Genomic DNA, 26,073 nt, shown 5'->3' on the forward strand with positions numbered 1-26,073 from the left:
CCGACTCCCTACAACGGCATTTGGTTTCCTTGCTTTTTATCGCTTGTAAACCATACTCTTCTAAAAAAAAAGAAAAGACCGGTAGGGTCTCCTGAGTTGCCGTATCATATCAATGTATAACGTGCCAAGGTCTATGACTCCAGAGAGGTTTTATCTTTCTTGCCTTTAACGAAAGATAAAATGTAGCTTTCTGCAGCGCTTAAAGCATCAGCCCTCTCAAATTACAATCATTATGGAGCTCAATCCCTTCAACCATTTGGCTTTCGGCCCGCCACCTAACTGTCTACGCTTAAAAACTAAAGTTTCCTTTAGTCCTCCAAGACTCGCTACGAGTGAATGGCTAGTTCTTACTCGACGGGAATCCCACCCGTTATATGATACGACCTAAGCTCAGCCGCACAAGTAGCAATAGGTAAACCTTTGATGTTATCTCCAGCTTTTCCCCTGCTCCACACGGAACGTGATAGTTTCCCATCATTCCGCGTTCCATCTAACGATTTGTACTAGATTATAAGTTCCTAGTTACCCATCCTTTATGAGATTGGTTCTATTCCGCATTTTTCGCGGTAAGTATTAATTTTCTGGACCATAGGTCCAGAAATTCCAAGTTTCGATATGAGTATTGTAATCGTCTTTTTATCCGTCATATGAATTAATTGATGCACATCTTTATGGAGAATGCGAAGGTTTTTAAATTGATCGCTTCCATCAAGATGTACTGGGATATAATGATGACAGTGAACTTCATTAGCATAAAGGAAATTGCCTGTGATTTCACATTTCCCCATTTTCATACTGTATCGGCTAATCCGATTATCCAAATATTCAACACTTCGTGCCTGAATATTTGACTTCATCAATAATGCAATTTCCCGTTGAATATCCGTTTGAATCTTTTTATGTATACGTGCTCTTCCTTCAATTGTAAAAGGGGTAAGACCATGACTAAAGTTCATGGCGTTCCTAGTTTTTACATTAGAAAGAGGGAATAGATATACATTAGCTACTTTAAATGTTTTAGTTCCTCTGCTGTAGAATTTCTTATAAGTAGGAGATGCATTTGATGGATGTTCATATATACCGACGGATTTTAGACGATTGTACATAAAGGATTGCAGTTCGTAGGCAATACGAGAGAACTCTATATTAACATGGGTTGCTCGATTGAAATAATTATGCATTCCTAAGACGAAACTATTGAAAAGTAAAGCATTTTGAGATGTTGGGGACACTCTTAGTATCTGAATGCGTTTTTTCGCTTCAGCCTTGATTTTCTGCCTTTTGTTATCTTTTATTCCCGTGTGGGCAACCCTCTTGTTTCTTTTCTTGTTCGCCCGAATCGTGAAACCTAGAAATTCTGAATTGCGTTTTCGAAGGTTTACAATTTGAGATTTTTCTGGCGAAATATCTAATTTTAGGCGGTCTTTTAGGTACTGCCTTACGGCAGCAAACCATCTTTGGGCTATTTTCCAATCTCGACAGAGAATTTTAAAGTCGTCTGCATAACGAACCAAATATCCTTCTTTAAGATTGGTACGTTTTTTGGCACACAGCTGACCTTCTCTTGTTTCGTATGGTCGATTTAAAGGAAAGAACTCCCATTGTGTAGATACCCATTGGTCTAAATCATTAAGGACAACATTTGAAAGTAAAGGCGATAACAATCCACCTTGAGGTGCCCCTTTTGAAGGGATTCCTTCTCCATCAATTTCAGCTTTTAGCATTTTGGAAATACAAGCTAAGACCTTTTTATCTTGAATACCTAGATTCCACAGTTGTTTGATAAGCAAAGTATGGTTGATATTATCGAAGAAACCCTTAATATCAATGTCAACTACATAGTGAAGTGATGCGTGATTAACTAAGGATTGTACTCTTGCCATTGCATGGTGAGTAGACCGAAGAGGTCTAAAACCATAGCTATGTTTATAGAATTGAGCTTCTGCAATAGGTTCCAGAACTTGCTTGAAGCACTGTTGGATAATTCGGTCTAAAATACAAGGAATTCCAAGCGGCCTCATCTTTCCATTTTCTTTTTCAATCAGTTTTCGTCTTACTTTCTTTGGACGATAGTTTCGTAATTTACTTTGTACAGTGGTTACTAGTTCATCTTCAGACAGTATTTTTATATCGCTTATAGTTTTACCATCTGTTCCCGCAGTTTTTGAACCTTTATTAGATTTTATGATTCGATAAGACAGTAGAATATTTTCTCTTGATGTAATAATGTCATATAATCGGGTAAAAGATTCTTTACGAGTGGCTCTATCATATAAATCCGTAAAAGTTTCAGTCATACTGTAGTAATCCCAATATCGTAGAGCTTGCACTGTGGCATCCCCCCTCTCCGAGGTGATGTTCCCACGTTCATACCCGATCGGTGCAATGCACTTTAGGAAAATAATCGTTTGATTTCGCTAGACTCGGGGCTGTTCCTCAGCTCCCATTACAGAAGTTTCATAGGTCGTGCCCCTACCCTCACAAGGATAAATGTATTTCGGTTTACCCTTATAACAACCATTTCAGGTGACAGCCTTCGTTTCAATGTTCCTTGCTTTCCGCGTTCCTTACAACCTAGCTATCCTTCCTAGACGTAGGTGCTTTCTTTAAGCCTGTGAGCTGGATATCACCATAGTTCGATATAGCGTGTTTCAGAGGGCGCATTTTTACTCCACACCACTCACACCATCGTTAGATGGTCCATAGGTTTCCATATGTTCAATCTTTAGACCCTTAAATTCGAAAGTTCGTCGGTTCCTATACCTGGAACGATTCTCACCATATCTAGTTTTTCAGCCGCCCGGCATATCCATTGGCATGGCATCACGGAAAAAAAAAGTGAGGCTTTAGCCTCTGTTCTGCCGACTCCACCTGGCTTCATACCCCATAATCTGTCAATTATGACGCATGCAGGAGTATTGTCGGGATGGTTTCAGGTAACATGGTTCCGTCATTCCCATCCTCAGTTGTAAAGTTGAGATTTTAATTTTAGTATTAGCAAAAAATGAAAAGTCTCCTGTTTTTCGCATTTTAGTGCTTATAACAGAACACGTCGCACGCGCCCGATTATGGAAGATTCTTATTGAAGATAAGCACTCATTAGAAAAGAAGGCGAAGAAAAATGGACTGCTTAAACAGTCCATTTTTGTTAAATTGTTGCCACTGGTTTAAAAACAAAAGTGTATTTATTAAAAGCTGTTTAAGCCAACTTAATTTGAATTACTAAGGTCAAAACGTGCGATTTCTTCATCTTCAATATAAACAATTAAACTCGCTTCCATAGCATTTTCCTTCAACTTTTCTAATTGTTCTGATGAGGGTACAACTCTTAATTCAGGGTTTTCTTCATTCGCACCTAAAATAAAATCAAAAGTATATTTTCCTTCTTGATTTGGTTCAATAATAGGCACACCCGTTTTCCCTATACCTAGCTCTGCTATTTGTCTTCCTTCTTCGTCAAAACTAAAAATATTTACGCCCATTATTTCTTTAGAAACTGCTTTCAACTTTTCATTTGGTTCAATAAAAACTTTTATTCCGTCATCATATTCATATGTCTGTTTATTTGGATTTTCAGCTCTCCCAAGAATCTGTTTACCAGTATTCTTTAAAACGAAATCATAACTCAGTACAGTAGGTACTATGATTTCACCACTCTTTTCTCCTGAAGTAACACCAATTCCTCCGAGTCTTTCTTCATCATTTCTAATATCAACAGTTGAGCTAACTAACTCCAATGAAGGTTTACTTGAGCACCCAGACAAGAGTAGTAGAACTGTAAAAGAACTTATAACAAACTTTAACATCCTTTTACTTTTCATAATAAAAACAACTCCTTTCTTTATTTTCTATACGTTTAATAACATTGAAAGTTTCAGATAACTCCAACTTAATCTGCCAAATTAGTTTAAGTGAAAGCCCTCACAATCTCTTAACTCATACCTATTTTCTTTAAAAGGGATGTACAACAATCTGGCCCCAAAATGAAAATAAGCGCTGATCCTTGTTAATGGATAGCGCCCTATAATGGAATAACTAAAATATGAACTTCAATCAAAAAATCAATTACTCTCTTTTACTAAAGCCCCCTTTAATTTAAGTATAATTATTCACAATTTTATTTTTAGTTCTTATACATGGGCCAAGTTGAATTTAACAATCAATAATTTTAACTACAATTTATGGAATAATAGGGTATATTTTAGGTATAATTACAGCACTATTTATCTTGAATTTTTTACCATTCTAAATAAGTCCGTCGCTTTTATCTGCAACCATTGCAATTGTTATTTCAGGGACAATTGGGCTTCTTTTTAGCATTATTCCTGCTAACAAAGAAATTATAGAAATCATAAGACAATATACGAGGAGGTGAGTGATATGAAAAATGATTATGGTTTAACTTTAAGAATTTTTGCTGTTGTTATCATCATAATTTTGGGTATCACAAGTCCATTGTGGTCAAAAACTATATTAAATATTGATTTAGAAAGTAAGTCATTTACTGAATTAGTAGTCATCTTTACTTCCATGGCTATTGTTATTTTCTCCATTTTAGGAAGACCGATTCATCATATTACAAATGTACTAAAAAAGTAATATATAAGAAAACGGTAAAAAGATTCTGATAACTAATTTTACCGTTTTCTTTAAAGTAAGTTCTTCAATTAAATAGTCCTTAACATAAAGAAAGAGCACAATTCTTGTTGTAGAATCGCGCCCGTTTGCTGAAGATCATTTCTTAAACCCCTTTAAAGATTACCCACCGTTAGCCTCCTAAGAAGCTCTGCATCACCACAGAATATGTAAGGAAATTGCGTTCTTTCATGGTAGATTAATAAGCACTTTTGATATGGTAAACCTTTATATTACTCCAAGTTGATTTCCAATTCTTTTTTGTTATGCGTTCTTCGTAAATTTCCGCACGTTCTTTAGTCTCTGTAAAAAAGCGAGTCGGCTTCACCTCTAAATTAACAACATCACTAATTCCACAAGGTGCTGTTAAAATAACATTGTCCTTTTCATCTAACTTTACTCCTAAAGCTGTTGCAGTTTCTGGAAACTTTGAAATTGCATCAACAGAAGAAGAATAAGGAGGAACATTATTTCTAAGGTGCATTCTCGCTTCATTCTTAACCGACCAGGGAATATTCGGTACAAGGAATTTTAGTTTTTCTTCGAGTTTCTTTTCTTCTAATTCATCAATATTAGTCGAGTCATAATAGATTACGTCAATATCTGGAATAGTTGTCCTTACACTAAAGTCATGTAATTCATCCCATACTTTTGATCTGACAAATCCAGCACAAATCCACCAATCATGTAAATTCAACGATTTGGCAGTATCTAATATCTCCATCATCCATTCATCTTTTTTAATCAGAGCAATGATTTTTCCCTCGTTAAACACTATAAAATAACTCCTTGTAAATGTATTTCAATAGTTATTCTATTATTTTTGGTGCTATTCCTTCTTGAACTAAACTTCCATTTAATTGCAAAAAATTAGCTATCAAAATGACACTTTCAGTTCTTCGTGGTTCGCGCCCATTAGTTGAAAAACGTATTACTTTATAAAGTAATAGTTCAAACAGATTTATATTATAAAAGACCTTTATTTTTTAAGCACTTACACTATATAAAGATGCAAGAAAGGTAATTTTTAATCTTTTACTAAATAAAATTCACTCCACCATCTGCAATAATATTTTGTCCAGTTATATAAGTCGCCTCATCAGACATTAACCATGTCACGACTGCTGCTGCTTCTTTAGGCGTTCCTATTCTACCCAAAGCATTTAGGCTATTATATTTATCTTCAAGCCTTTTTGCTTCTTCTACTGATAAACCTTCAAATTTACTATCAATCATTGGTGTCCTAATTGCACCTGGTGTGAGGGTGTTAACTCTTATTCCTTGCTTCCCGTACTCCTGGGCAACACACTTTGTTAGAGTAATGATACCACTTTTACCTGTAGCATAGGCGGTCGTACCTGGTGAGCATAACAAAGCATCAAGCGAGGATGTATTTACAATAGAACCCCCTCCATTTTCTAACATTGCTTGAAGTTCATATTTCATACAAAGCCAAACCCCTTTTATTGTAACACCCAATATGCTATCAAAATCTTCTTCACTAAACTCATGTGTAAGCGCTGGTTTACCTTCAGCATTTCCAGCATTATTAAAAGCGAAATCTAATTTACCAAAGGTTGATACAGTGGTATGAACCATTTGTTCCACTTCATTAGACTTACTTACATCAACAGACAAATACATTACATCGGAATGTATTTGTTTTAATTTTTTTATAGCTAAATCTCCCTTATTCTGATTTCTCCCTACAATAACTACTTTTGCTCCCTCTTTGGTTAAAGATCGAGCAACGGATAGTCCGATTCCTGAAGTCCCGCCAGTAATTAAAGCTACCTTATCTTCAAACTTCATACTATAACCACCCTTTTTCCTATTAATCAAATATCTTCTAGAAAAATTTGAAATACCTCTTTATTATCTTTTTTCACTTGAATGTTCAAAATTCACCACTCCTGTATGTAGGATATGTAAGTAATTAGAATGTTTTGTCTTGTACCAGTAAAAGTTCCCACATACTTTTAATTAAAACTTATTCTATTAACATTGTTTAATATCCTCTTATTTCACTATACTGCACCTTTACTTCAACAAAAAAAGCGCTTCTCCTACTTGAAGAAATGCGCCCGTTACTTGAATAAGACAAGAACATTATTATTGTTCCTGTCAATTCAAATAATAAAAAACAATATTTTTAGAGAAGAACACACGGTCTTGTCCTGAACCAGCATACATATCAGCACTTATAAATGATGTCTACTTATCTTGTATCAAACAGGTTACGATTCAATTAAAGATTATATACCTCTATAGTGTCATTTGTTTGGGCTACAAAACTATTATCTTCTAGTGAAACAATAATGGAACGATAATAATCTTTTTTATCAAACGAATGACTTCTTAAAACCGCTCCTTTCTCGTTTATAGATGCAGCTACAGTTTCTATATTGTTCGAAACTACCCATAGATAATATTTTTTATCAGGAATCCAAGTCACATTAGATTCGAACGCTTTTGGAAGGGGAGCATACTTCCAAATAAGCTCTCCTTGATAGTTGTAACATTTTGTTTCACCTTTCGTAACAACAACAAAGCTATTGGGTCCAATTGTAACAGACTGAATGTTTTCTTGTTCTTTTATTTCACGAACTTTATCTGCATTAGCATTATAGAAGGCAATAAGCCTAGTTCCAATTCGTAATAGCAATTCATCTTCTGGTGTTTCATATGCTTCATATATAGCAGCTGAAAAAGATAATTGTGTAATGCTGGATGGTGCTGCAAGACTATATTTCTTTTTGTCTATGCGATTCAGTTTATAATGATTTAAGTTGATTTTGTTTAGTCCTGCACCAAAAGGGCTCTGATTTTCCTTATCATCTTCTAATTCTTTCAATATCCATTTCCCGTCAGTGCTTTCTTCAAACACCCCAGTATAGGAAGACCCGCCTTTTTCAGAAGCAAAATGAACGATGGCACGTTTTTCTGATACAAAATCCAGAGTAAAACCATGAGCTTTTACCTTAAATTCATCAATTAGTTGCCCGTCTTTTGTGAGAGTAACAATATGACCAGGTAAATAAGTAATTTCCGCTTCTGAAGGGATACTTATAAATAACACCTCTGCATGAGGTGATAAAAACAACCATCTCATTGATGAATAAAAGTGTTTGGTCCAAAGTACATCGCCATTAAAGTCAAAGCAAACTAAGTTATGACTGGTATACTCTCTTTGACGTTCACTATCTGACATCTTCATTCGTTCATCAATATCCTTTTGAGGACCTTCCTCTACTGCATACACACGTTCATTTTTAAAATCAATGATTCGACTTCCAAACCCTCCTCGTTTTTTACTCTTTACTGACCATTTCTTTATAAACTTTTTAGTAGCAGCAATTTCGGTTGCTATTCCACTTGGTGTTTTGTTTGCATCAGCATCCACAAAGGTTTTGGCTTCGAAATGCTTCCACTGATGGTTTGGTGGTGCTAACCAAAAGTATCCTTGTGAGTTGGCGTTCCCGTCATAAAAGACATGTTGGCCATATAGGGTGAACAATTCCATTCCAGGATGACCTTCAGAACCTGTCACGAGATTACCAGTATCTTTGTTTAATTCGTATAGTCGATTATCTTCACAAACTATTAAGTACTTATCTTGGTTAGGAATTAAATCGATGGTAGAGGCTTGTTTTGGCAGCTTGGCTCCATATATAGATTTACCTTCTCGGTTTAGCCAAAAGGTTTCTCCAGATTGGAAAGAAACAATTAATTTATCATCCAACCAAGAGATATATCTTCCTTCGTTTTTGAAGGTATTAAACCATTGTAATTTCCCGCTGCTATTCCATGCTGAAACACGACCTTTGTCTTCTAAAATAAAGATCATATCCGTTTTGGGGTCATGGGCAAACCCAGCAAAAGGAGAGGTGAAAGTTGACCTTTCCAATCCAATCGAAAATTGTGCTGATAATTGCTTAGCATACATGCTAATTAATTCTCCTTCAGTTTTAGGAGGAATAGCTAAGGCCCGTTGCATCTCTTCATATTTTTGTTTCAATTCATTTTCTTTCAGCTCAGAAATGGCAATTCTAGCTTTTAAATGACCGTTGACATCTAACCGATATAATCTATCCATGCTCGAAACAAAGATATCGGTTGAATCAGAAGATATTTTTAAAAGATACGGTATAAAAGAGAGCCCTCCAAACAAATCAGAGAATTTTTCTGTAAAAGCAATTGCCCATTTTAATTCTCCATTATAATCAAAGCAGTAAAGTTCTCCAGGACCATCATATGTTTCCCGAGTCCCAACTAACCAAAAATTTTCGCACGATGCAAATATAAAGGGCTGCCACTGAAACTCATACATAATAGCATGCAGAGAATGATAATTGACAAGAGCAACTTTTTCTTTGTTTAGAAGAATTCCACCTGTTTTATTAACGGTAACATGGTGGAATTTTTGTAATGGGGTATCTTTTAGCGAAATTTGTTCTATTTTTTCTTTCGTAACAAATTCAATTACTCCATCTGCTTCTGCGATAAGTAATTCTTTACTATGAAATAGATGACGGAATTTTTTACGGGACCGCTTTTCGAACCCGATTAATTTAGGATTTGTTTTCGAAACGGAAAAAAATGAATTCCACATGGGTTGAGAAGTAGATTGTAGGGGTATAGTGGATAATTGTTGATATTTTACTTTTTTCACATTATGATAATAAGCCGAATCTCTTCTAGTAAATTTTTGAGTTCCAGGTATTGAAGACTGAACCGAAGTAGTCTTGTTGGTAGCAGAATTAGAAAGCATATTCTTTATAGATTGAAACAAGCTCAAGTTAATTCCCTCCTCATTTAATTACTATTTTAATTATATCGAAAACTAGCAACTCTTTCATTTTTGTTTCATTGCATACGTTGAATACGGTAGAAAAACATACTGTAGATAATGGCCCTATAATAGAAAAAGCACTTTCCTTATTACGGGAAAGCGCCCGATTCTTGAATAACTAAAATATGATCTTAACCTTTTTACTATTGACGAATATCAATCCACCAACGATCTTTTGAATTCATGTTTTCAGTGTCACCAAATCCACTGTAATGGAAAGCATCAAGGAAGATTGAATCCAGTTTGTCCGCATCTACAAAATAACCTAGGTTAACCTTCATCGTTTGTCCAGGCTGGATACTACCAATATTGTAAAAGCCTTTTCCATTTCCGTGAGGTTCTAGATAATCAACTTCGCCCGTCATAATACTTTCTTCGGCGATTCCATCTTCTCCAGCATAGTTCCATGCATTCTTTTCAAATTTAAGCACTTGTAAGGACGGATGCATATAGATTTCTTCTGTTGCCTGTTTACCATTATTTTTCACTGTTGTTGTCAGGTAGACAAATTTCAGATTAACTAATTGCGACTCTACTAATTCGTCAACAGAATCCTTACCATTCCCTACTTTATACACATCCCGTTTGTACGGTAACAGTTTATTTGTCTGATCTAAAACCTTATTATCATTTAAGATTTCTAGTCCCAATTCATTAAAGTTCCCTTGTTTAAAATCTTTGATTGAATCAAAGACTTCAACTTTTTCTATCACATATTCAAGTTTACTTTCGGTTTCATTCATTTCTATGGTTACTGGAACCGTTTGACCTACCTTAAATAGTTGTTTGCTGTCCTTTTTCAAAGGAATAACACGAGATTCTGTTGGTTCCTTCGCTTTACTAAAAAGGGCTCCATCATAATCCGCTGTATATGTTGCCTTTTCTTCCGTTGTTGATTCAAGTGAAATGCCCTCTATGACTTTCAACATTTGCTCATCACTTACATCCGTTCCAACATAACTTTGTAACATCATCCCCTCTTCTTCGAATAAGAGAAAGACCTGTCTATCAAACATTACATTTTTGTTTCCAGTATCTTTATTAACAATCACTACTTTCCTACCATTGATCTCCTTTTCTTCGTAGTCGTTTGCATACAAAGTTTGAAAATCAGAATTTTTTCCTAATCTCCATAGAATGAATGAAAACCCACCATTTGCATAATTATCTTTAAAGGAATATTTCATAGCCTCATATGCTTCCATATTTTCTGGTAAATAGCCGATTTTCATCTTATACCAACTGTCTTTCATTTTGAAAATCTTATTTACCACTGAAATATTCACTTCATAATTTTGTTTTTGGACAATCATATCATAGGCTTTTACTGCACCGAAGGCGGTCGTCGGTATGCCAATCAATAAACAGGCAGCAGCGATTAAAATACGATTCCTTTTATGCTTGACCTGCTGTTTTCTTGTATCAGAGTCCAACGAAAAGTTTGATATAATCGTATTAAGCTTATCAGTCGGAACATGAATCATGTCAATGTCTTCCTTAAACGACGGAATTTTGTCTGTCATCACTGTAAACCCCCTTCATTTTCTCCTTAAGTTTGTCTAACCCGCGCCGGATATTCGTTTTCACCGTTCCCTCTGGACATTTAAGCATCGAGGCGATCTGTTTAACCGAATAATCTTGATAATACCTTAACAGTAAGACCGTTTTATATTTTTCCTCAATTTCATCCATTGCTTTAAGAAGATCAATATGTACATCAGAATTGAAAGATGAGGTATCACTAGTGTTTTCCAACACTTCTTGATTGATTGGAACTACTCTCTTTTTCTTTCTTAATAAATCAATCGCTGTATTAATCAAAATACGCGTCATCCATGTAGAGAAATATTCGTCATTTTTTAGTTTTGACAGAGATGCAAAAGCTTTATAAATCGTTTCTTGAAACACTTCTAATGCATCATCTTCATTCCGCATATACATATATGCCATCTTGTACAATTTTTCCTTCTCAATATGAATTAATGTCTGAAATGCATTTATATCCCCTTTTTTAGCTTTGGATATTAAGTTCAACTTAGTTTCCAATATGGCACCTCCTTTTTCGTTTTCGTATATTAGATAAAACAGACACAAAAAACGATTCAAATAACACTTAACTTTTATGAAAACTGGGTAAAATTTGGAGATTAAATAAACGCATCGCCTTTAGGAGAATTCCAATAATTACTCATTTTATGAACAAACACTAACAAACCTCTTCTATATCCTTTTAAAAAAATTGTTCCACAATCGGGGGCCCGATTATTGAATTGCCTATTACAATCCCTTATCGCAAATCCCCGCATATCAAATATAATCTAAACAAAAAAAGTATATACTTGATATTTATCTTTCAAAAGGTTTTATTAAAGTAACAATTAATGAGATAAATCCCCAAAGGGGTCAGAGCCGCACTCTCTTTCAAAACGCTGTCGTCCCATTAGTTCCGACATAAAAAGAACTACTAAAAAATAATAACCGTGGGAAGTGCCCTTAAGTCACGCTAAATAAGAGGTCAGGTGAGCTGAGCCAATGCGACAAAGAAAATCAGCACTAGCAATCATTAAGCAAGGTCATTCTGCTGTTTTGACTGGATTGCTTGAGAAGGAGCGGGAACGGCTTCTTGTGAATAACGGTTCGGTGGAGTTTCGATTGGCTACGGCCAATGGTGCTTGTCATGATGTATGTGGGCGAAACTACGTACGCTTGAATAAAGCAAATGACAAGTTGAAGAGATTCAGGTATTAAACAGCAGCATCATCGGGTTCCCAGCTTTTGCACTAAAAGTATATTAACCTATTGATAAATACCACTTCCTCTGTCCTTGAATCCTATTGATTCTTGAGACAGGGGTGGGTATTTTTCATAGTCGATAACCCGCATATACCTAGATGTATATATATTCTAGTTAGGTGGTGCCCACTCTTAAACCATGAAAACACAAAGAAAGAGGGCCAACAAAAGTGCCCTCTATCAATAGAATTATTTACTTCAGTACCTACATATTATACGCTTGCAACTTAGCCTGTTCCAAGACATCCCCTACAGCCTTCGGTTCTTTGTTCGGCGGATATCCGTTATAGCGCCCTTTAATTGAATAACAAATATATGAACCCCGTCCTAAAATCACTACGTTCCTCTTTAACTAACGCACCCTTTAGATAATAAGGTTGGTCATATTACTTGTTCCGTTCTTTATAAAGTTCCCATGTTACATCCATAAACCACTTTACCTTGCCATCTTTGTAATATCCATAGGGTTGGACCAAATAATCGTATTTCATCATTTTTTCTTTTTCGAGTAATTCTATCAAGTACTGATATCTAAGAGCTTAATTTTTACATAATTTAAATTCAGGGTCGTTAAAGATAATCTCCCTTAACTCATTTTCATCCTCTTTTTGTTGAACTTTCTTGTTAGCACTGATTTTCTTAACTTCACGATAGAACTTATCCTCAATTACTTCAATAGCATCTTCTGCTACAATGATGCCTTGATTATCCGCCCAAGGGTTTTCTAGAACCACTCCCACGTACGTTCTATTTTGAAGAACAAATAGAGTCAAACTCTTCGGCGAGGCAAAATCTAATGATTCTATATGTTGATTATATTGACGGACCTCAGTTTTAAATTCTTTTGAATACTCACTGTACCAGTCTAGGGGAATTATATATTCTCCAGAATGATAGTGGGTATAATAGTAATAGAGATACCCACTATTCCAATCACTTGCAAATTTTAAGAAGTCTTCGATTTTATCTATGTTTAAATGAATTTGATTAGATATATTTAACGTATTTACTTCTAAAGGAATTAAGTTATAGTCATTGATTTTTTCTATAAGTTTCTGCTTTTTTATTATCTCCATACTACTTCTCCTAAACTAATTTTCTGCATATCACTTCTAGTTTTCAAGTTGTTTATCCGTTCTAACTCCTCCATATTTTTAATTTTTACCACTATGTACCAGATATTTAAGGTGATTCTTATTAAACAAAATGACCAGTTCCTTAAATAAAGTTCAATGAAAAGAAGCGTTAATCCTTCTTGGATTAACGCCCCCGTTACTTTAAAAAGAGTGATTTTAAAATCAATGTTTATTTACTAAAATTTTCTTTTTCTTTGTTATCACTCTGAATGAAAAAGTAGATCATCGCAGCAACCACAAAGACAAAGCCTAATCCTACTACCCAATATCCAGGGCCAAATGGTGCTGGGTTAACAATCATAAAGACCAGAGAGCCCACGGCACAGAAGATGACACCAATACGCAAAATCCACTGAATAAGTTTGTTTTGCTCATCTTTTAATAAATGTTGAGCAAGCAGCATCACAACCATGATTGCTGGGAACAAAATCAAACTTACATCAAGGTGCAACATTCTGAAAGCAAAGCCATATTCCCCCAGCGGAACCTTATTATAAGAGTTATAAAGATCAGCTCTGTATTCTTCTAAGAATCCCATGCCCGCAACAGTTATAACAATACAGCACCAAGTAAGAAAGATACCACTAAGAGTGTATTTAGCAGTTTTACTCAATTTGTCGTCAGCAGCCTTTTTGCCGAAAAGAATAGCCCCAATTAGTAGCAAGCCGCCAAAAAAGACAAGTGTGCCAATCGTAAAGTCAACTAAGTCAATACCAGCTACACTATGACCACGGGGTTCGAAAAAGCCCTTTTCGGTAAAAATGTGTGGAATTTGTAGACCAGAACCACCAAATCCAGAAACGACCAAAATAATAGTCATTAAGATTAGGCCAACAATTGCCATCCATTCACCAGTGGCTTTGATAGTTGCGGCGTTACCGATTAAGTTACGACCATACTTCCAGCTAATGACTGCCAAAATAAGCCCAATAACCGCAACCACCATCATATCTGAGTGCGATCTTAAAAGATTGTCTTGCCATTCCTGCAAAGTGTAGCCAATCTTTTCTGCGTACCAACCACAGATACCTGGCCAATTACCAAAGTCCAAAATAAAGCCGACTAAGTCACCTATTAATCCTGCAATTACAGCTGAACATGAAGAGGCTAAAACTAAGTAGTAGGTACGTGATTGTCTAAGTTCTTGATTTTTTATGACAATTAAGCCAATGAACATTGTAATTAGAATCACGTCGAGAGCAAAGAAAGAAAGGATCTGATACCAAAGAGTTAACTTGGTATATTCCATTGAGCGGTTTATTGCCCCTCCAGTAACACCAAGGAAAATCGTAGCAATGGTGCAATAAAAAATAATCTTTTTAAATTTTGTCTTAAGATCGTAAACTTGACTGATAATCAGTGAGATAATCCCTGCTAAACCCACAGTCAAACCATGAAAATACATTATTCTTGAATAATCGACTGGTGAAGTTCGATCAACAAAAATTGAGAATGGGTTCGAAATTAAGACACTACATAGGGCGTAGATTACTAAAACGATTAAAAGCCACTTAATCACTTGTGGCCAAGAATACTTGCCAAGTCCAATTTCTGGGCTGATGTTTTTTTTGCTATTCATGTTTTGTTGCCTCCTAATTAATTTTAGTCCGATATCGGACTAAAATTAATTGTAATTATAATTGGCAGATGATACAACCTTATTTAACGATATGTCAAAAATTGTACAAAAAATACCGATTGAGGTTCAATCGGTCAACTAGTTAACTTTTATGATTTAAATTATGTGCAAGCAAATTTTGTAATTGTGATAGCTGTTTAAGTAAACTTGCAAACTTTTCTTCGCCAAATTCCCTACTGGTTTTTAATTCGCTTTGAGTGATGCTTTCAATTAAAGGACGGACAAATTTTTCCCCGGAATCGGTTAAGCTAATCTGTTTACTGCGTTTATCAATAGGATCAGTTGAAAAGTATAGGTAATCCTTTTTTGCTAACTTGTTACCAATAGAGGTAATTGTTTGTTTGGGTAAACTCCACCTTTTACTAATTTCGCTTGGAGAACTAGGACCATTACTACCGATATAGTAGAGAACATGTAATTCGTTAAGGGTTAAACCATACTGGCTTGCAAGACTGGCGTAAATATGTGAGATTTGAGCTGATAAAGTAGCGAATTGATCGAATTTATTTTCCATAATATTACTCAGGTAACATAGATTTAATAATGACACCTGAATTATTCATACCTCCTAAATGAAAAGTGCATTTATCCAAAAATAATTTCATTTTCTATTACTTTGAAAAGTAGGAGATCATGAAACTACAAAAAATTTTTATTTGAATGTAGATAGTAAGCCCGTTTGTCCTTCAGATTTATATTTTTGGCAATTGTCTTGGAGAATCCCGCTTTTCATCAAATTCTCGAAAAAGGAATTCTCCTGTATCGGAGGAAAGAGAACCTCCATCATTTGACAATTTAATTTGACGATTGAAATCAAGCGATAATTGAGGTAAAGTAGCCATTATAAGAATCCTTCTGGTGGTTATTTCGTCGATGTTTTAACCTTATCAGAAACGGATTCTTTTTTCATTTATTTCGTGCATTTCATTTTAACGAAAAAGCTGATTACATAGACGTTATAGCCGGTTTTAGAAAATCAGTGAATAATTCAGGATATATTATATTTTTTCTAGTTTTAAATATTTTAAAGGAAAGATATAACAACCCTAATAGAAGCAGAAATGCAACAATTATAAACATAAATATACACCGCTTTTCACTTGTAATATTTTAATTGTAGCATACTAAATATTTAAGGAATTAAAGAGAAATATTAAACTTTATTGTAATTTCTTATTGCACTAAACGCGCCATGCGAAATGGCCAAGTGGTAACTGATTTGAACGAGGTGGAATCCCAAATGTATATTCCAAAAGATTTTAAAATTGAAGATGAAGAAATTATCTATGACTTTATTGAAAAGAACGGCTTTGCAACTTTATTTTCCCAGCATAATGGAGAACCCTACGCTACTCATCTTCCACTGATATTAAATAAAGCTGAAAATGCTTTATATGGTCATTTTGCTCGTCCGAACGAGCAATGGAAGGATGCTGAAAAAGTTCTTGTGGTTTTCCAAGGTCCACACTGTTATGTATCACCCTCTTGGTACGAAACAATGAAAGCAGTACCTACTTGGAATTATGTTTCTATCCATTTATATGGGAAGATGGAGATTGTAGAAGATCCAAAAACAATATTCGATTCTTTAAATGAATTGGTAAATAAATATGAAAGTCCTGATAGTCCATACAATTTAAATAATGTAGAACCAAGTTTCATCGAAGGAATGAGCAAAGGAATTGTAGCGTTCAGAATAAAAACGACAAAAATTGAAGCGAAAGCTAAATTAAGCCAAAATCATCCTGTGGAGAGACAAGAGTTAATTATTAAGCAGTTGGAAGACAGTTCAAACCAAGATAATATACAAGTAGCATCTCTAATGAAGAAAAATCTACAAACGTATCAATAACAGCGATTGATGTAGTTAATTGAGAATGACATTCTTGGATATTCTCTTGTATGTATGTTTTTTACAACCATATTTGACCCAAAAAGAAAATGGATATAGAATAATGTTATTGTTTTCTAGGGTTCCGTGATCATTGATCAGACTGGTCCGAGAGAAAACCCACTACGGCAAAAATGTAGTGTAACACGGAGGGATAAAAGCCCGGGAGAGATATCACATCGATGTCTTTCCTGGGCTTTTTTTGTTAATAAAAACTTTTTAAAAGGAGTATCATCTTATGACATTTTTAGTTGAATATAAATGGGGAATTTTAATTGGCTTGGAAGTACTGGCTTGGTCTTGCACATTCTTCTTATTTTACGCTAGATACAGGCTTCAATCGAATTTTTGGTTTAAAGTTGGATCGGTTTTATTTGCAATCACCGGTGTCATCCCTCAAGTGATCATGGGGATTTTTAATTTTTTTATAAAAGGAGAATTAGATATATTTACATCGGTTATCATCCTGCTTATTATTTACGGAGCCACAATTGGTAAAAAACAAGTGAAAAAGTTAGACGCATGGGCACAAAGAAATTTCGAATGAAAAACGCTGGAAATATAGATAAATTGTTTTAACATTTTTCTGAATCAATCTAGCCCAAATATGATATAGGCGCGATCATCTTACTGATAATCGCGCCCTTTTGTTTGTTGTATATCGTTATAGAAGTAAAGCGCCCGTTAATTGAATAAATCTATTCATATAGTAATGCTTAATAATCCTTTTTAGATATGTATTCTTTTAATTCATCTATCTTCTTATCTATCTCGTTTAACCTATTTTTTGTATGGTTCATAAAGTGAGCTACTCTTGAAATAAAATAAATAACAAGAACAAAAAATATAAAGTTTATAATGGCTTCAACGATATCCACATTCTTCCCCCTTTTAATGGATAATTATAATTCCCTTTCTGTAGACCATATCCTTCTTCAACACTTCTTCCATATAATGTTATAAATTCCACAAAAAGGGCACCAATCCTTTTGGAATCGCGCCCTTTTCTTGAATAACTAATAGCTTCTATTAGCTAGTAATTGAAACTTTTATTTATTAATTTTCTTCAATCTCATCTTCAAATTCAGAATTCGATACAATAAATTCTTTTAAGTTAGAAGCTATTTCTTCTACTTCTTCCGTTTCGTGATACCAGATATAAACTTTATTAAGCATTACCGTATCAACAATCCGAAAACATAATTTGTCCCCTGTACCATCTTCACCAATGGATATTAAATTAACTGCCATTCCTTCATCTCTTACCTCTTGATTTTGTCTTACAATATCATCCCAGGTTCTTTTTAAGTTTTTGGGGTCTTTAATAGGAAATAGAGTCCATTCACCAATTTGAGCATTGTTAGTTAATTTAAAAAGGTCTTTGTATTGATTGGGGAAGGCAACACCTAATTGTTCTTCTGCTGATTTTATATTTATATCCGTAACTCTAGGTTTACTTGTTTCAATTAGATTGATTACATCGTTCATTAATTTGCCATCCTTTTAAATTCTTTTCACATAACATTTCTTGTTTTTTCTTCAAATACCTTCTTGTGCTATCCTGTCTTATGATTAAAGACCAAGAAAAACGGACTGCTAAAACAGTCCATAGTTGTTCAATTATTGCGCCCGTTTGTGGAGTAACTAAGATTTAGCATTAACCTTAAAATTGATTAATTGTTATTGAACTAACTGGCACCTTAGCTCAATAAGTAAGGCGGCTGATAATTAAGAAACTGACAGTTTTAAACTAAAATGGAGCAGGAGGTTCTCCTTATTTAGTATTATCCGTTTAAATATCTGTCCCAATCGTAATCATCAATTTTATAAAATTTGCCTTGCTCATTTTTTTCATATGCACATAAAGGAGTTTCTTGAATAAATTCTAAAATTGAATCGTCGATATTCAAGATTACTCCAATAGAAACAATTTGAAAATTTTCAGAATCACTTAGAAAGGCATCATCTTCATAGCAGCTTAATATTGACCAACCCGAATCTCCTTCGCCATTTGGATAATCCTTTAGCATAAAGTTGAATTCTCTTTTTTCAAGTACATCTTCGCTAACCGTAACTAAAGTATCAAAATAAAAATTCCATTCTGATGATTTTGGGTCTTCATATTCCGTATCACATATGTTTTCAATTCCGAATGAAATCTCATCGCCTATTTTTAAAGGTAAACGCTGAGGTTCATTGTCAAGTATGCCTATAAATTTCTTTTCTTTTATGTTGGTGATTTGAACCCACATTCTTTCTCCTCTAAATCCATCATCTTCAGCTTCCTCAGTTACGAAGATTAATTTTATCAAATCACCAACTTTTAATTTGTTCAACACTTCTAAACTAGGAACATAAAACGTATATGGCGATTCTTTGTTTAGTTCATAAACATTATCTAGATACCACGGCATCATAATTCTCACCTACATTCAACGATTTAAATTATATATGGATTTTAGCATACTATAACAGCCCAAATATTATTTTATGCATTTCTTCAAGGAAAGCCCCCGTTACTTCAATAAGGAATTCAATTTCTATAACACTCAAATACCCTTATAAGGATTAGCATACAAATCAATATCAAATTCAGCTTTAATATTATTTGCGAATTCAATTTGTTCATTATCGAGGTGTAAACCTGGCGTTTCCCCATTTTCCATAATTATAACGATTGAGAAATCGCATTCGAGATTATACTTCGATTTTAACTGATTGATTATAGTTGCTTTATTTTTTAATGGTCTTATAATATGGTCAAGTTGTACCTTTACATCATTGGATTCTTGATAGTCCGTACCGAATTCCCAAGCGGTTTCTTTTCGAAATTGGACTTTAGTTGAAACAACATTTGGATTATATTTTTTTGGAATGACATCACCCTTTTTATAGGAATTAGTTGGTTTAATTCCCAATATTTCAGTCACATTATCAATTGGAAAGTCATCTCCGTATAAACTGAAATAAACCTTTACTTGAGTTTTATCCAAGTGAAACTCCCCCATTAAGTCCGATTTTCCATACAATTTTTATGCCATTCCTTATTGAACAATCCTGACCGTTAGCTTAAGTGAAATCATTCACAAATTTCATGCTGCTGTTAATATAAATATTCAAATTTGCTTGAAATTCTTATTCCATTAAATGGCCCAATTCATTAAGAAGAGCGCATTTCTTACTGCAGAAATGCGCCCGATTGCGGAAGATCGAAAAATTTAAAAGAGCTTCAAAAATTGATCTTTAGTTATTGTGCTAATGCACCCCTTTAGTTGAATAACTCCCCCAGTTATCAATCAATGTCTTCTAATAAAGTTGAGCATTTCATCGAAAGCGTCTGAAGCTGATTTAGCATTAAAATTAGGAGAGTATGGGTCGCTAAATCCATGTTCTCCATTAAATTTATGTATTTCAGTATTTCTTTTATCCAGATTTGAAATTAATTCATTAACATCAAAGGACCGTTCTTTCTGCGGAAAGAATAAAATTGTGGGACTTGATGGAACTATTTCTTTGTAATTCCTAATTCTTGAACCATAATATCCTACTATCCCATCGAGATAATCTTCCTCACCACACAGCCAAGCAATAGTTGCTCCTATACTAAATCCAATAATGTATATTTTCTTGTATTCCTTTTTAATACTTACTAATACATTTTTTATTTTATGTACCGCATCAGTGAACCCAACATTCTCTATAAAATTTTGATAGGCAATCTCCTCTTCGGAATAATTGAAAGGTTGCTCACGTTTTAGTAAGTTCGGACAGATAACATCAAAGCCCTGTTCTGATAATCTTTCACAAAAATTCGTCATGTGTTGATTAATTCCATATATTTCGTGAATTACAATAATTAATCTATCTGCCCCATTCAGTATCTTAATCATTTTATCCCCTATCCCTTAAGAGACTATAAACAAAAAATCAATACATACTATACCATTTCTTATTCCACTAACCTAATATTATATAAGTATAAGTTCCAAAACATTGATATGGCGCACCTTTTATCATTGTTTACATGTAACCATAGAAAAGCGTTTAAGGACTTGACTTGGAGCCTCTGTGGGCATGATTGGTCTTGAAAGGCTGAAGCCGTTGTTTCATCAGGCATCCAAGCCTATCATACCCACCTCTCCAAATAAAGTCCTATGTTTGTTAACGTTGAAAACTATAAATACTGACTGTATATAATCCTTCTACAAAGATACAAATCTGGCATTTTTGGTAACTTTACTTACGTTGAATACGGTGGAAAATCATACTGTATATAATTGCTTCGTTACTTTAAGTATAAGATTTCACAATATCTTCTAAACTTTAACCTAGATATCTAGGTGTTGTTTAAAAATCCGGACCTAAAATGGAAATAAGCACTGATCCTTGCTAAAGGATAGCGCCCGATAGTTGTAGATCATTGATTGCTTAAATCTTAATCAAGATAAGCCCCCGTTCTTTTAAAAAAATTTTTCATTCTAACTCTCAGAATAGGAATTTCATTAAAAAATCTGATAACACGGGCTTCTTTTGTATATGGGGTCTCGCGGAGATTTCTGATATTTTCCACTAAGACATCAAACATATTAAAAATTTTAATATTCTGCTATAATAAAACAAAAATAATTAGATTGGACTTGAGGTGAATCAAAATGTATTGGACTCCATTATTTGAAAATGATGTACCAGTAGCACTCTTCTGCTCTTAATGGAGTGAAGGTGACTACATCTCTCCGTTAGGGGCATTCTCGACCTAAACAAAAGACGGAGGGTACAAAAAAATGAAAAACACCTTATTAGGTTCTTTATATTTAATTTTAGCTTCAAGCATTTGGGGTGGTATGTACGTTGTTGTTAAAGTTGTAGTATCGGTCATACCTCCACTAGAACTTGTTTGGATGCGTTATTTAGTGGCGTTTGTCGCACTTCTCGTGATCGGTTTCATAACAAGACAAAAATGGCGTATTGAAAAACGTTTTGTCTTTATAATCATAGCCATTGGAATCATAGGTAATGCCATTTCAATTGTTGCTCAGGAAACTGGTACTATGCTATCCACAGCACAAATGGGAGCCATTATAACTTCTTCAACACCAGCATTTATGGTTATTTTTGCTCGCTTAATCCTTAAAGAACGGATGACGTTAAAAAAGGGAATCTCTGTTTGTTTAGCGACAATTGGAGTGCTGCTCATTGTTGGAATTAGTGATGTGAATATGTCCAGTACACTTGGAGGTATAGCACTACTTATTGCAGCTTTGACTTGGGCACTCATGTCAGTACTTGTAAAACTTTTGCCGAGTGATTATTCACAAATTGTGGTAACTACCTATTCCATCTTGGTAGCATTAATTGTGTTGACTCCTTTTGTATTGCCACGCTTACACGAAGTTAATATCTCTCAACTGACTCACCCGACCATTTGGGGAGGAATATTGTATTTGGGTATTGTCTCAACGGCAAGTGGATTTCTACTATGGAATCGTGGATTACAAATGCTTAACGCCTCAAGTGGGGGGATATTTTTCTTCTTTCAACCCATGGTTGGAACATTACTTGGATGGCTTATTCTAGGAGAGACCATAGGTGTAATGTTTTGGATAGGTTCTATTCTAATTTTCACTGGTGTTTTAGTCGTAATCAACGAGAAAGAATAGTATTTAAAACCCCTTCAGCAGTAACTGAAGGGGTTTTGCTTGTGAAACAGGATTTTTTTCTTATTTATTTCCTATCACTACTCATTATTCATGAATAAATATACTTGCCTTTATTCAATTAAATAGCCCTAAACATGAAATAGGCGTGATCATCTTTCGATAATCGCGCCCGATTGTTGAGAATTGGATTTGTTATTCTTTAATATTCGATAAAGGGATCATTTTAATTTGAAAGAAAGAGCCAAAATTTTTGATAGCCGATATATAAAGAAATAGTCAAAAGGAAACCAACCACTATTGAAGAAGTTACTAATAACTTAAACTTCTTACCATTTATCTCTTGTTTTTCATACGCTAATCTAAAGAGCCTAATTAGGTTTGAGACAGTTATAAAAATAATAATGGCTGTACAAATACTCACTAAGATTACTTCCACACTCTCACCCTTTTTTTTTAGGAATAAAAAAATAACAGTTCACAAATGTTTATTCTGTTTTATTTCCTGGTAGCCACAATCTTTAATCATTTTCATTCATCCAGCTACAACTCGAGGTTACCATAATAATCCAAAATAATGGCCCAATTCATTAAGAAGAGCGCATTTCTTGCTGCAGAAATGCGCCCTATAATGGAATAACTAAAACATGATCTCAATCTCAAAATTAATTAATTCTTCTTTAACTAATGTTTCGTTACTTGAATAAAAAAACATTTTAGCTTATTAGAATAGAAGTAATAAAATTATTTTCACTATTAACCGTTACCATCATTTCATTACACACACTTGCAAAAGACCGAACTGCTACCCTATCTTTAAAGGATTCATCAAATGTCCATCCACTTGGTATAATAGCCATCCCCCCATATGTCTGCACAAAAGTATGTTCAAAAAAATCCCACATTGATAAAATATCATGATTAGCTGTTTTTCCTACAAGATCGAGATTAACTCTAAATTCTTTTGGTATGAATGTTTCTCCCCAGCTCGAAGTCCCTTCTGAATATATATCACTCACAATGGCATTAACTTTACGATTTTCTTTTAGATTCATAAAATGAATTTTTGAACTTTCCTTAACATTTTGCAATCTAATATCTACTTGTTTTTCATTGGTTATAATTTTTACAACTTTGTTGAAGTGAGGGGCTATCTCTTTGATGGCTATATCAAGAGTTTTGTCATTCACTATTGGAATATCCAACATCCCATTTGAACTAACTAATATGAAGGGAGCTAATAAATACTGAGCAATTGATGAAATTTGCTGTCCAGAAGGTTCTTCAATGTCTAACTTCTCATATACCACCTTTGGATGTTCATTTTTTTCCCTAATTTCAATTATTGGATTTTGTTCAATGTCATTTGTAAGAATCTCTTCAAATAAATCCAAAACAATTAGCTCCTTTCAAAATACTCCAGTAAGAACTTTTAGCTTCAATACTCTATACTTATCATAAATTCAACTCAATTAGCAAAAAAATTTCTTGTTCAACTAAACTGAATCAAATAGTTTAAGTGTAACCTTAACAATATCCACTTTGCTTTAAAATTGTTATTAAACAATCTGGTCCTAAACATGAAATAGGCGTGATCATCTTTCGATAATCGCGCCCTTTAATGGAATAACTTAATATATAGATCCCATACTATAAATCCCCTTGTGCTTGCTTAAACTATTAACTTCCCTTTTAATTTTGTTATTATCTATCTCTTTAAGGAATATAAAAACCAGAAATTATTACTTTTCATTATCGGTCCATATAACTCTGTATAAAAGCGCAATCTCAGCTTCTTCAATACCCTCGGGTAGTTTACCTTTTTCGCTTCCAACAGATCTCAGTTCGTTTTTAGTAGTGCCGACCCACGCTACTAAATAAACAGGTATATTTCTCTCCAAAGTAACTTTTTCACCTACTATCTTACTGAAAGAAGAAGATGTCATGTTATTTGAATAATTCGCTGTAACAAGCCCAGAAGGTATACCAGCTATCAGTTTTAAAGATTGGTCTTTGTCTTTTATGTTACTAATTCCAAAAGAAATGATGGTATCTTCAAACTTTCTTTGCGGTTCATTCGAAGTAGTTAGTAACTCTTCCTTTTGTTTTCCGTTTTCATACACCTCCACGGCAAATTGTAAATCCTCATCTTCCTTCAAATTGCCTTTCAACTTAAAAAATTCAATTTGATCTACACCAGTTTTACTAATGAGCAAACTTTCTTTTTCACTCATGTTATATGGTTCAATGGTTATATTCGCATTTGGTAACTGTTTTTCTTTCTCCTTTTCTACACCTGCGCACCCAGTTAACAACAAAGTAAAAATTATAAACAAGGAACAGCCTATAAAGTTTCGCATTTTCACTCTCCCTATTAATCAATGTTTCACTAATTATTTCAAATTAACCCTAATTTTTCAATAATTCACTTACTTAAACTGACTCTTTAATTGATTAAAGGCAAAACAAATGGACAGCTAAAATTAACAGTCCATTTTGTTGCATTTTCGCGCCCGATTGCAGAAGATTGATAAATTTTTAAAGACCATAAAAAATTGACCTTTAATTATTGTGCTAACGCCCCACGTTAGTTCAACAGGAGCATATTTTAAGATTTAGATTACCACTCTATATCCATATAAATTTCTGCAAGAAGTCTTCCTTCGATTGTTCCATTTTTAAAAAGAGCTTCAGAAGTATCAAACTCTTGAGTATAGGAACCTCTAACTCGCGTTAGATAATATCCATCAGGATTTTGGCTTATCCAATATTCTTCATTTTTATATGTAAAACAGTATTCTTCTCCAATTTCTATACCTTCTTGGAACTCAATAAACTCTTTTGAAGTCATCTTTTCCACCACCTGTGAACTTTTTAAAAAAATAAATCTCTTATTCAACTCCCTGATTCGTTACTTCAATAAAAAAAGATGTTGCCGTAACAATACCTTGTCTCACTCAAACACCCTTTAGTTTGAAGAAGGTCGGTAACCATAATTATCATACTTTTAGTTTTCCTGCTGAACAGTAATATTGTATAGTCTATACATAGAGAAAGGGGCTTTAAAATGTATATTGAATATATTGAAGGTACATTAGACGCAATTAAAGAAGAGATAGGAAGTGATATTTTAAACAATCTATATGTGCGAATTGGTGAAAAAGTTCAGGTAGGTTCAACATTGTGTGAGGTAATTGATATTGTACACTACCCTGAAAAATATAATGAAGAAAAGTATAGAGTACAAGTTTTTGTGAAAGTAATAAAAAAACTCCCTGAACCATCTTTAGGTGCAACTATAGCTGTGGGTGTCTTATCTGCTTTCCTAAATAGAAAATAAGCTAAGAACCGTATTAAATACATTTCATCTTCTAAACCTTATGGTATCAGGGTTTATGGCTATATTTTAAATTTTAATTAGGATTAGAATAATTAATTTTTATAAATCACCTTTTGTAATTCTTTAAATTCAA

The 26,073-nt window shown here is 34.1% G+C and carries 25 protein-coding genes, 1 pseudogene and 1 riboswitch; of the genes and pseudogenes, 6 read left to right on the forward strand and 20 right to left on the reverse strand.

Annotated features, from left to right (window positions below; genetic code table 11):
• Positions 1-533: 533 nt before the first annotated feature.
• A complete protein-coding gene (gene ltrA, locus B1NLA3E_RS14210; RefSeq protein WP_015592367.1) occupies positions 534-2,330 on the reverse strand; it encodes a group II intron reverse transcriptase/maturase in 1,797 nt (598 codons plus the stop codon).
• Between the two features lie 879 nt (positions 2,331-3,209).
• A complete protein-coding gene (locus tag B1NLA3E_RS14215) occupies positions 3,210-3,821 on the reverse strand; it encodes a hypothetical protein (protein ID WP_015594529.1) in 612 nt (203 codons plus the stop codon).
• 559 nt (positions 3,822-4,380) lie between these two features.
• On the opposite strand from B1NLA3E_RS14215, the gene B1NLA3E_RS14220 reads away from it, so the two are divergent.
• The gene (locus tag B1NLA3E_RS14220; protein WP_015594530.1) at positions 4,381-4,599 is read left to right on the forward strand and encodes a hypothetical protein; all 219 of its coding nucleotides are present in this window, start codon (positions 4,381-4,383) and stop codon (positions 4,597-4,599) included.
• A 235-nt stretch (positions 4,600-4,834) separates the two neighbouring features.
• Here the strand turns inward: B1NLA3E_RS14220 and B1NLA3E_RS14225 are convergent, their stop codons facing one another.
• The 5 genes from B1NLA3E_RS14225 to B1NLA3E_RS14245 form a co-directional block, all read right to left on the reverse strand.
• Positions 4,835-5,362 carry a nucleotidyltransferase family protein gene (locus B1NLA3E_RS14225; RefSeq protein WP_051120222.1) on the reverse strand — a complete coding sequence of 176 codons (528 nt, stop codon included), beginning with the start codon at positions 5,360-5,362 and terminating at the stop codon, positions 4,835-4,837.
• Positions 5,363-5,673: 311 nt separating this feature from the next.
• A complete protein-coding gene (locus tag B1NLA3E_RS14230) occupies positions 5,674-6,447 on the reverse strand; it encodes an SDR family NAD(P)-dependent oxidoreductase (RefSeq protein ID WP_041580553.1) in 774 nt (257 codons plus the stop codon).
• A gap of 436 nt (positions 6,448-6,883) precedes the next feature.
• Positions 6,884-9,433 (reverse strand): hypothetical protein, encoded by a 2,550-nt coding sequence (locus tag B1NLA3E_RS14235; RefSeq protein WP_015594533.1) that lies wholly within the window; start codon positions 9,431-9,433, stop codon positions 6,884-6,886.
• Positions 9,434-9,630: 197 nt separating this feature from the next.
• Positions 9,631-11,010: an ECF-type sigma factor negative effector gene (locus B1NLA3E_RS14240; protein ID WP_015594534.1), complete on the reverse strand. Its 1,380-nt coding sequence runs from the start codon at positions 11,008-11,010 to the stop codon at positions 9,631-9,633.
• The gene (locus B1NLA3E_RS14245) at positions 10,985-11,533 is read right to left on the reverse strand and encodes a sigma-70 family RNA polymerase sigma factor (RefSeq protein WP_015594535.1); all 549 of its coding nucleotides are present in this window, start codon (positions 11,531-11,533) and stop codon (positions 10,985-10,987) included. The genes B1NLA3E_RS14240 and B1NLA3E_RS14245 overlap by 26 nt, the downstream gene beginning before the upstream one ends.
• Positions 11,534-12,019: 486 nt before the next feature.
• On the opposite strand from B1NLA3E_RS14245, the gene B1NLA3E_RS14250 reads away from it, so the two are divergent.
• Positions 12,020-12,235, forward strand: coding sequence for a hypothetical protein (locus B1NLA3E_RS14250; protein WP_041580554.1), 216 nt, complete (start codon positions 12,020-12,022; stop codon positions 12,233-12,235).
• A 431-nt stretch (positions 12,236-12,666) separates the two neighbouring features.
• On the opposite strand, the gene B1NLA3E_RS25840 is transcribed toward B1NLA3E_RS14250, so the two are convergent.
• The 5 genes and pseudogenes from B1NLA3E_RS25840 to B1NLA3E_RS24090 all read right to left on the reverse strand — a co-directional run.
• Complete coding sequence (locus B1NLA3E_RS25840; RefSeq protein WP_268870636.1) at positions 12,667-12,801, reverse strand: hypothetical protein; 135 nt, start codon at positions 12,799-12,801, stop codon at positions 12,667-12,669.
• 18 nt (positions 12,802-12,819) lie between these two features.
• The gene (locus B1NLA3E_RS14255; RefSeq protein WP_015594536.1) at positions 12,820-13,356 is read right to left on the reverse strand and encodes a hypothetical protein; all 537 of its coding nucleotides are present in this window, start codon (positions 13,354-13,356) and stop codon (positions 12,820-12,822) included.
• 229 nt (positions 13,357-13,585) lie between these two features.
• Positions 13,586-14,995: a hypothetical protein gene (locus B1NLA3E_RS14260; protein ID WP_015594537.1), complete on the reverse strand. Its 1,410-nt coding sequence runs from the start codon at positions 14,993-14,995 to the stop codon at positions 13,586-13,588.
• A 142-nt stretch (positions 14,996-15,137) separates the two neighbouring features.
• Positions 15,138-15,605: a MarR family winged helix-turn-helix transcriptional regulator gene (locus tag B1NLA3E_RS14265; RefSeq protein ID WP_201765842.1), complete on the reverse strand. Its 468-nt coding sequence runs from the start codon at positions 15,603-15,605 to the stop codon at positions 15,138-15,140.
• A gap of 98 nt (positions 15,606-15,703) precedes the next feature.
• Positions 15,704-15,897: pseudogene (locus B1NLA3E_RS24090) on the reverse strand (transposase); the annotation flags it as partial.
• A 398-nt stretch (positions 15,898-16,295) separates the two neighbouring features.
• Here B1NLA3E_RS24090 and B1NLA3E_RS14270 point away from each other — a divergent pair.
• Positions 16,296-16,907 (forward strand): FMN-binding negative transcriptional regulator, encoded by a 612-nt coding sequence (locus tag B1NLA3E_RS14270; RefSeq protein ID WP_041580555.1) that lies wholly within the window; start codon positions 16,296-16,298, stop codon positions 16,905-16,907.
• 105 nt (positions 16,908-17,012) lie between these two features.
• Positions 17,013-17,117, forward strand: a riboswitch (guanidine-I (ykkC/yxkD leader).
• A gap of 67 nt (positions 17,118-17,184) precedes the next feature.
• Entirely contained in the window at positions 17,185-17,493 is a 309-nt protein-coding gene (locus B1NLA3E_RS14275) for a hypothetical protein (protein WP_015594540.1), read from the forward strand.
• A 169-nt stretch (positions 17,494-17,662) separates the two neighbouring features.
• Here B1NLA3E_RS14275 and B1NLA3E_RS25375 read toward each other — a convergent pair whose 3' ends face one another.
• The 5 genes from B1NLA3E_RS25375 to B1NLA3E_RS14295 all read right to left on the reverse strand — a co-directional run bounded on the left by B1NLA3E_RS25375 (position 17,663) and on the right by B1NLA3E_RS14295 (position 20,836).
• Positions 17,663-17,824, reverse strand: a complete 162-nt coding sequence (locus B1NLA3E_RS25375; RefSeq protein ID WP_015594541.1) for a hypothetical protein — start codon at positions 17,822-17,824, stop codon at positions 17,663-17,665.
• A gap of 178 nt (positions 17,825-18,002) precedes the next feature.
• The gene (locus B1NLA3E_RS14280) at positions 18,003-18,434 is read right to left on the reverse strand and encodes an SMI1/KNR4 family protein (RefSeq protein ID WP_015594542.1); all 432 of its coding nucleotides are present in this window, start codon (positions 18,432-18,434) and stop codon (positions 18,003-18,005) included.
• 296 nt (positions 18,435-18,730) lie between these two features.
• The gene (locus B1NLA3E_RS14285; protein ID WP_015594543.1) at positions 18,731-19,360 is read right to left on the reverse strand and encodes an immunity protein Imm33 domain-containing protein; all 630 of its coding nucleotides are present in this window, start codon (positions 19,358-19,360) and stop codon (positions 18,731-18,733) included.
• Positions 19,361-19,495: 135 nt separating this feature from the next.
• Positions 19,496-19,939 carry a DUF4279 domain-containing protein gene (locus B1NLA3E_RS14290; protein ID WP_041580556.1) on the reverse strand — a complete coding sequence of 148 codons (444 nt, stop codon included), beginning with the start codon at positions 19,937-19,939 and terminating at the stop codon, positions 19,496-19,498.
• Between the two features lie 303 nt (positions 19,940-20,242).
• On the reverse strand, positions 20,243-20,836 hold the full coding sequence (locus B1NLA3E_RS14295; RefSeq protein ID WP_015594545.1) for a dienelactone hydrolase family protein: 594 nt from the start codon (positions 20,834-20,836) through the stop codon (positions 20,243-20,245).
• An 891-nt stretch (positions 20,837-21,727) separates the two neighbouring features.
• Between B1NLA3E_RS14295 and B1NLA3E_RS14300 the strand changes: the two genes are divergently transcribed.
• Complete coding sequence (locus tag B1NLA3E_RS14300) at positions 21,728-22,603, forward strand: DMT family transporter (RefSeq protein ID WP_015594546.1); 876 nt, start codon at positions 21,728-21,730, stop codon at positions 22,601-22,603.
• A gap of 713 nt (positions 22,604-23,316) precedes the next feature.
• Here the strand turns inward: B1NLA3E_RS14300 and B1NLA3E_RS14305 are convergent.
• From B1NLA3E_RS14305 to B1NLA3E_RS14315, 3 genes are all read right to left on the reverse strand, one after another.
• A complete protein-coding gene (locus B1NLA3E_RS14305) occupies positions 23,317-23,994 on the reverse strand; it encodes a hypothetical protein (protein WP_015594547.1) in 678 nt (225 codons plus the stop codon).
• 348 nt (positions 23,995-24,342) lie between these two features.
• Entirely contained in the window at positions 24,343-24,960 is a 618-nt protein-coding gene (locus tag B1NLA3E_RS14310) for a hypothetical protein (RefSeq protein WP_015594548.1), read from the reverse strand.
• Between the two features lie 260 nt (positions 24,961-25,220).
• Positions 25,221-25,451 carry a hypothetical protein gene (locus B1NLA3E_RS14315; protein WP_041580557.1) on the reverse strand — a complete coding sequence of 77 codons (231 nt, stop codon included), beginning with the start codon at positions 25,449-25,451 and terminating at the stop codon, positions 25,221-25,223.
• Between the two features lie 216 nt (positions 25,452-25,667).
• Here B1NLA3E_RS14315 and B1NLA3E_RS14320 point away from each other — a divergent pair, with 216 nt between their 5' ends.
• Positions 25,668-25,940: a hypothetical protein gene (locus B1NLA3E_RS14320; protein WP_015594550.1), complete on the forward strand. Its 273-nt coding sequence runs from the start codon at positions 25,668-25,670 to the stop codon at positions 25,938-25,940.
• The last annotated feature ends 133 nt before the right edge of the window (positions 25,941-26,073 follow it).

Origin of the sequence: Bacillus sp. 1NLA3E (assembly GCF_000242895.2) — a bacterium.
GTDB lineage: Bacteria > Bacillota > Bacilli > Bacillales > Cytobacillaceae > Bacillus_BU.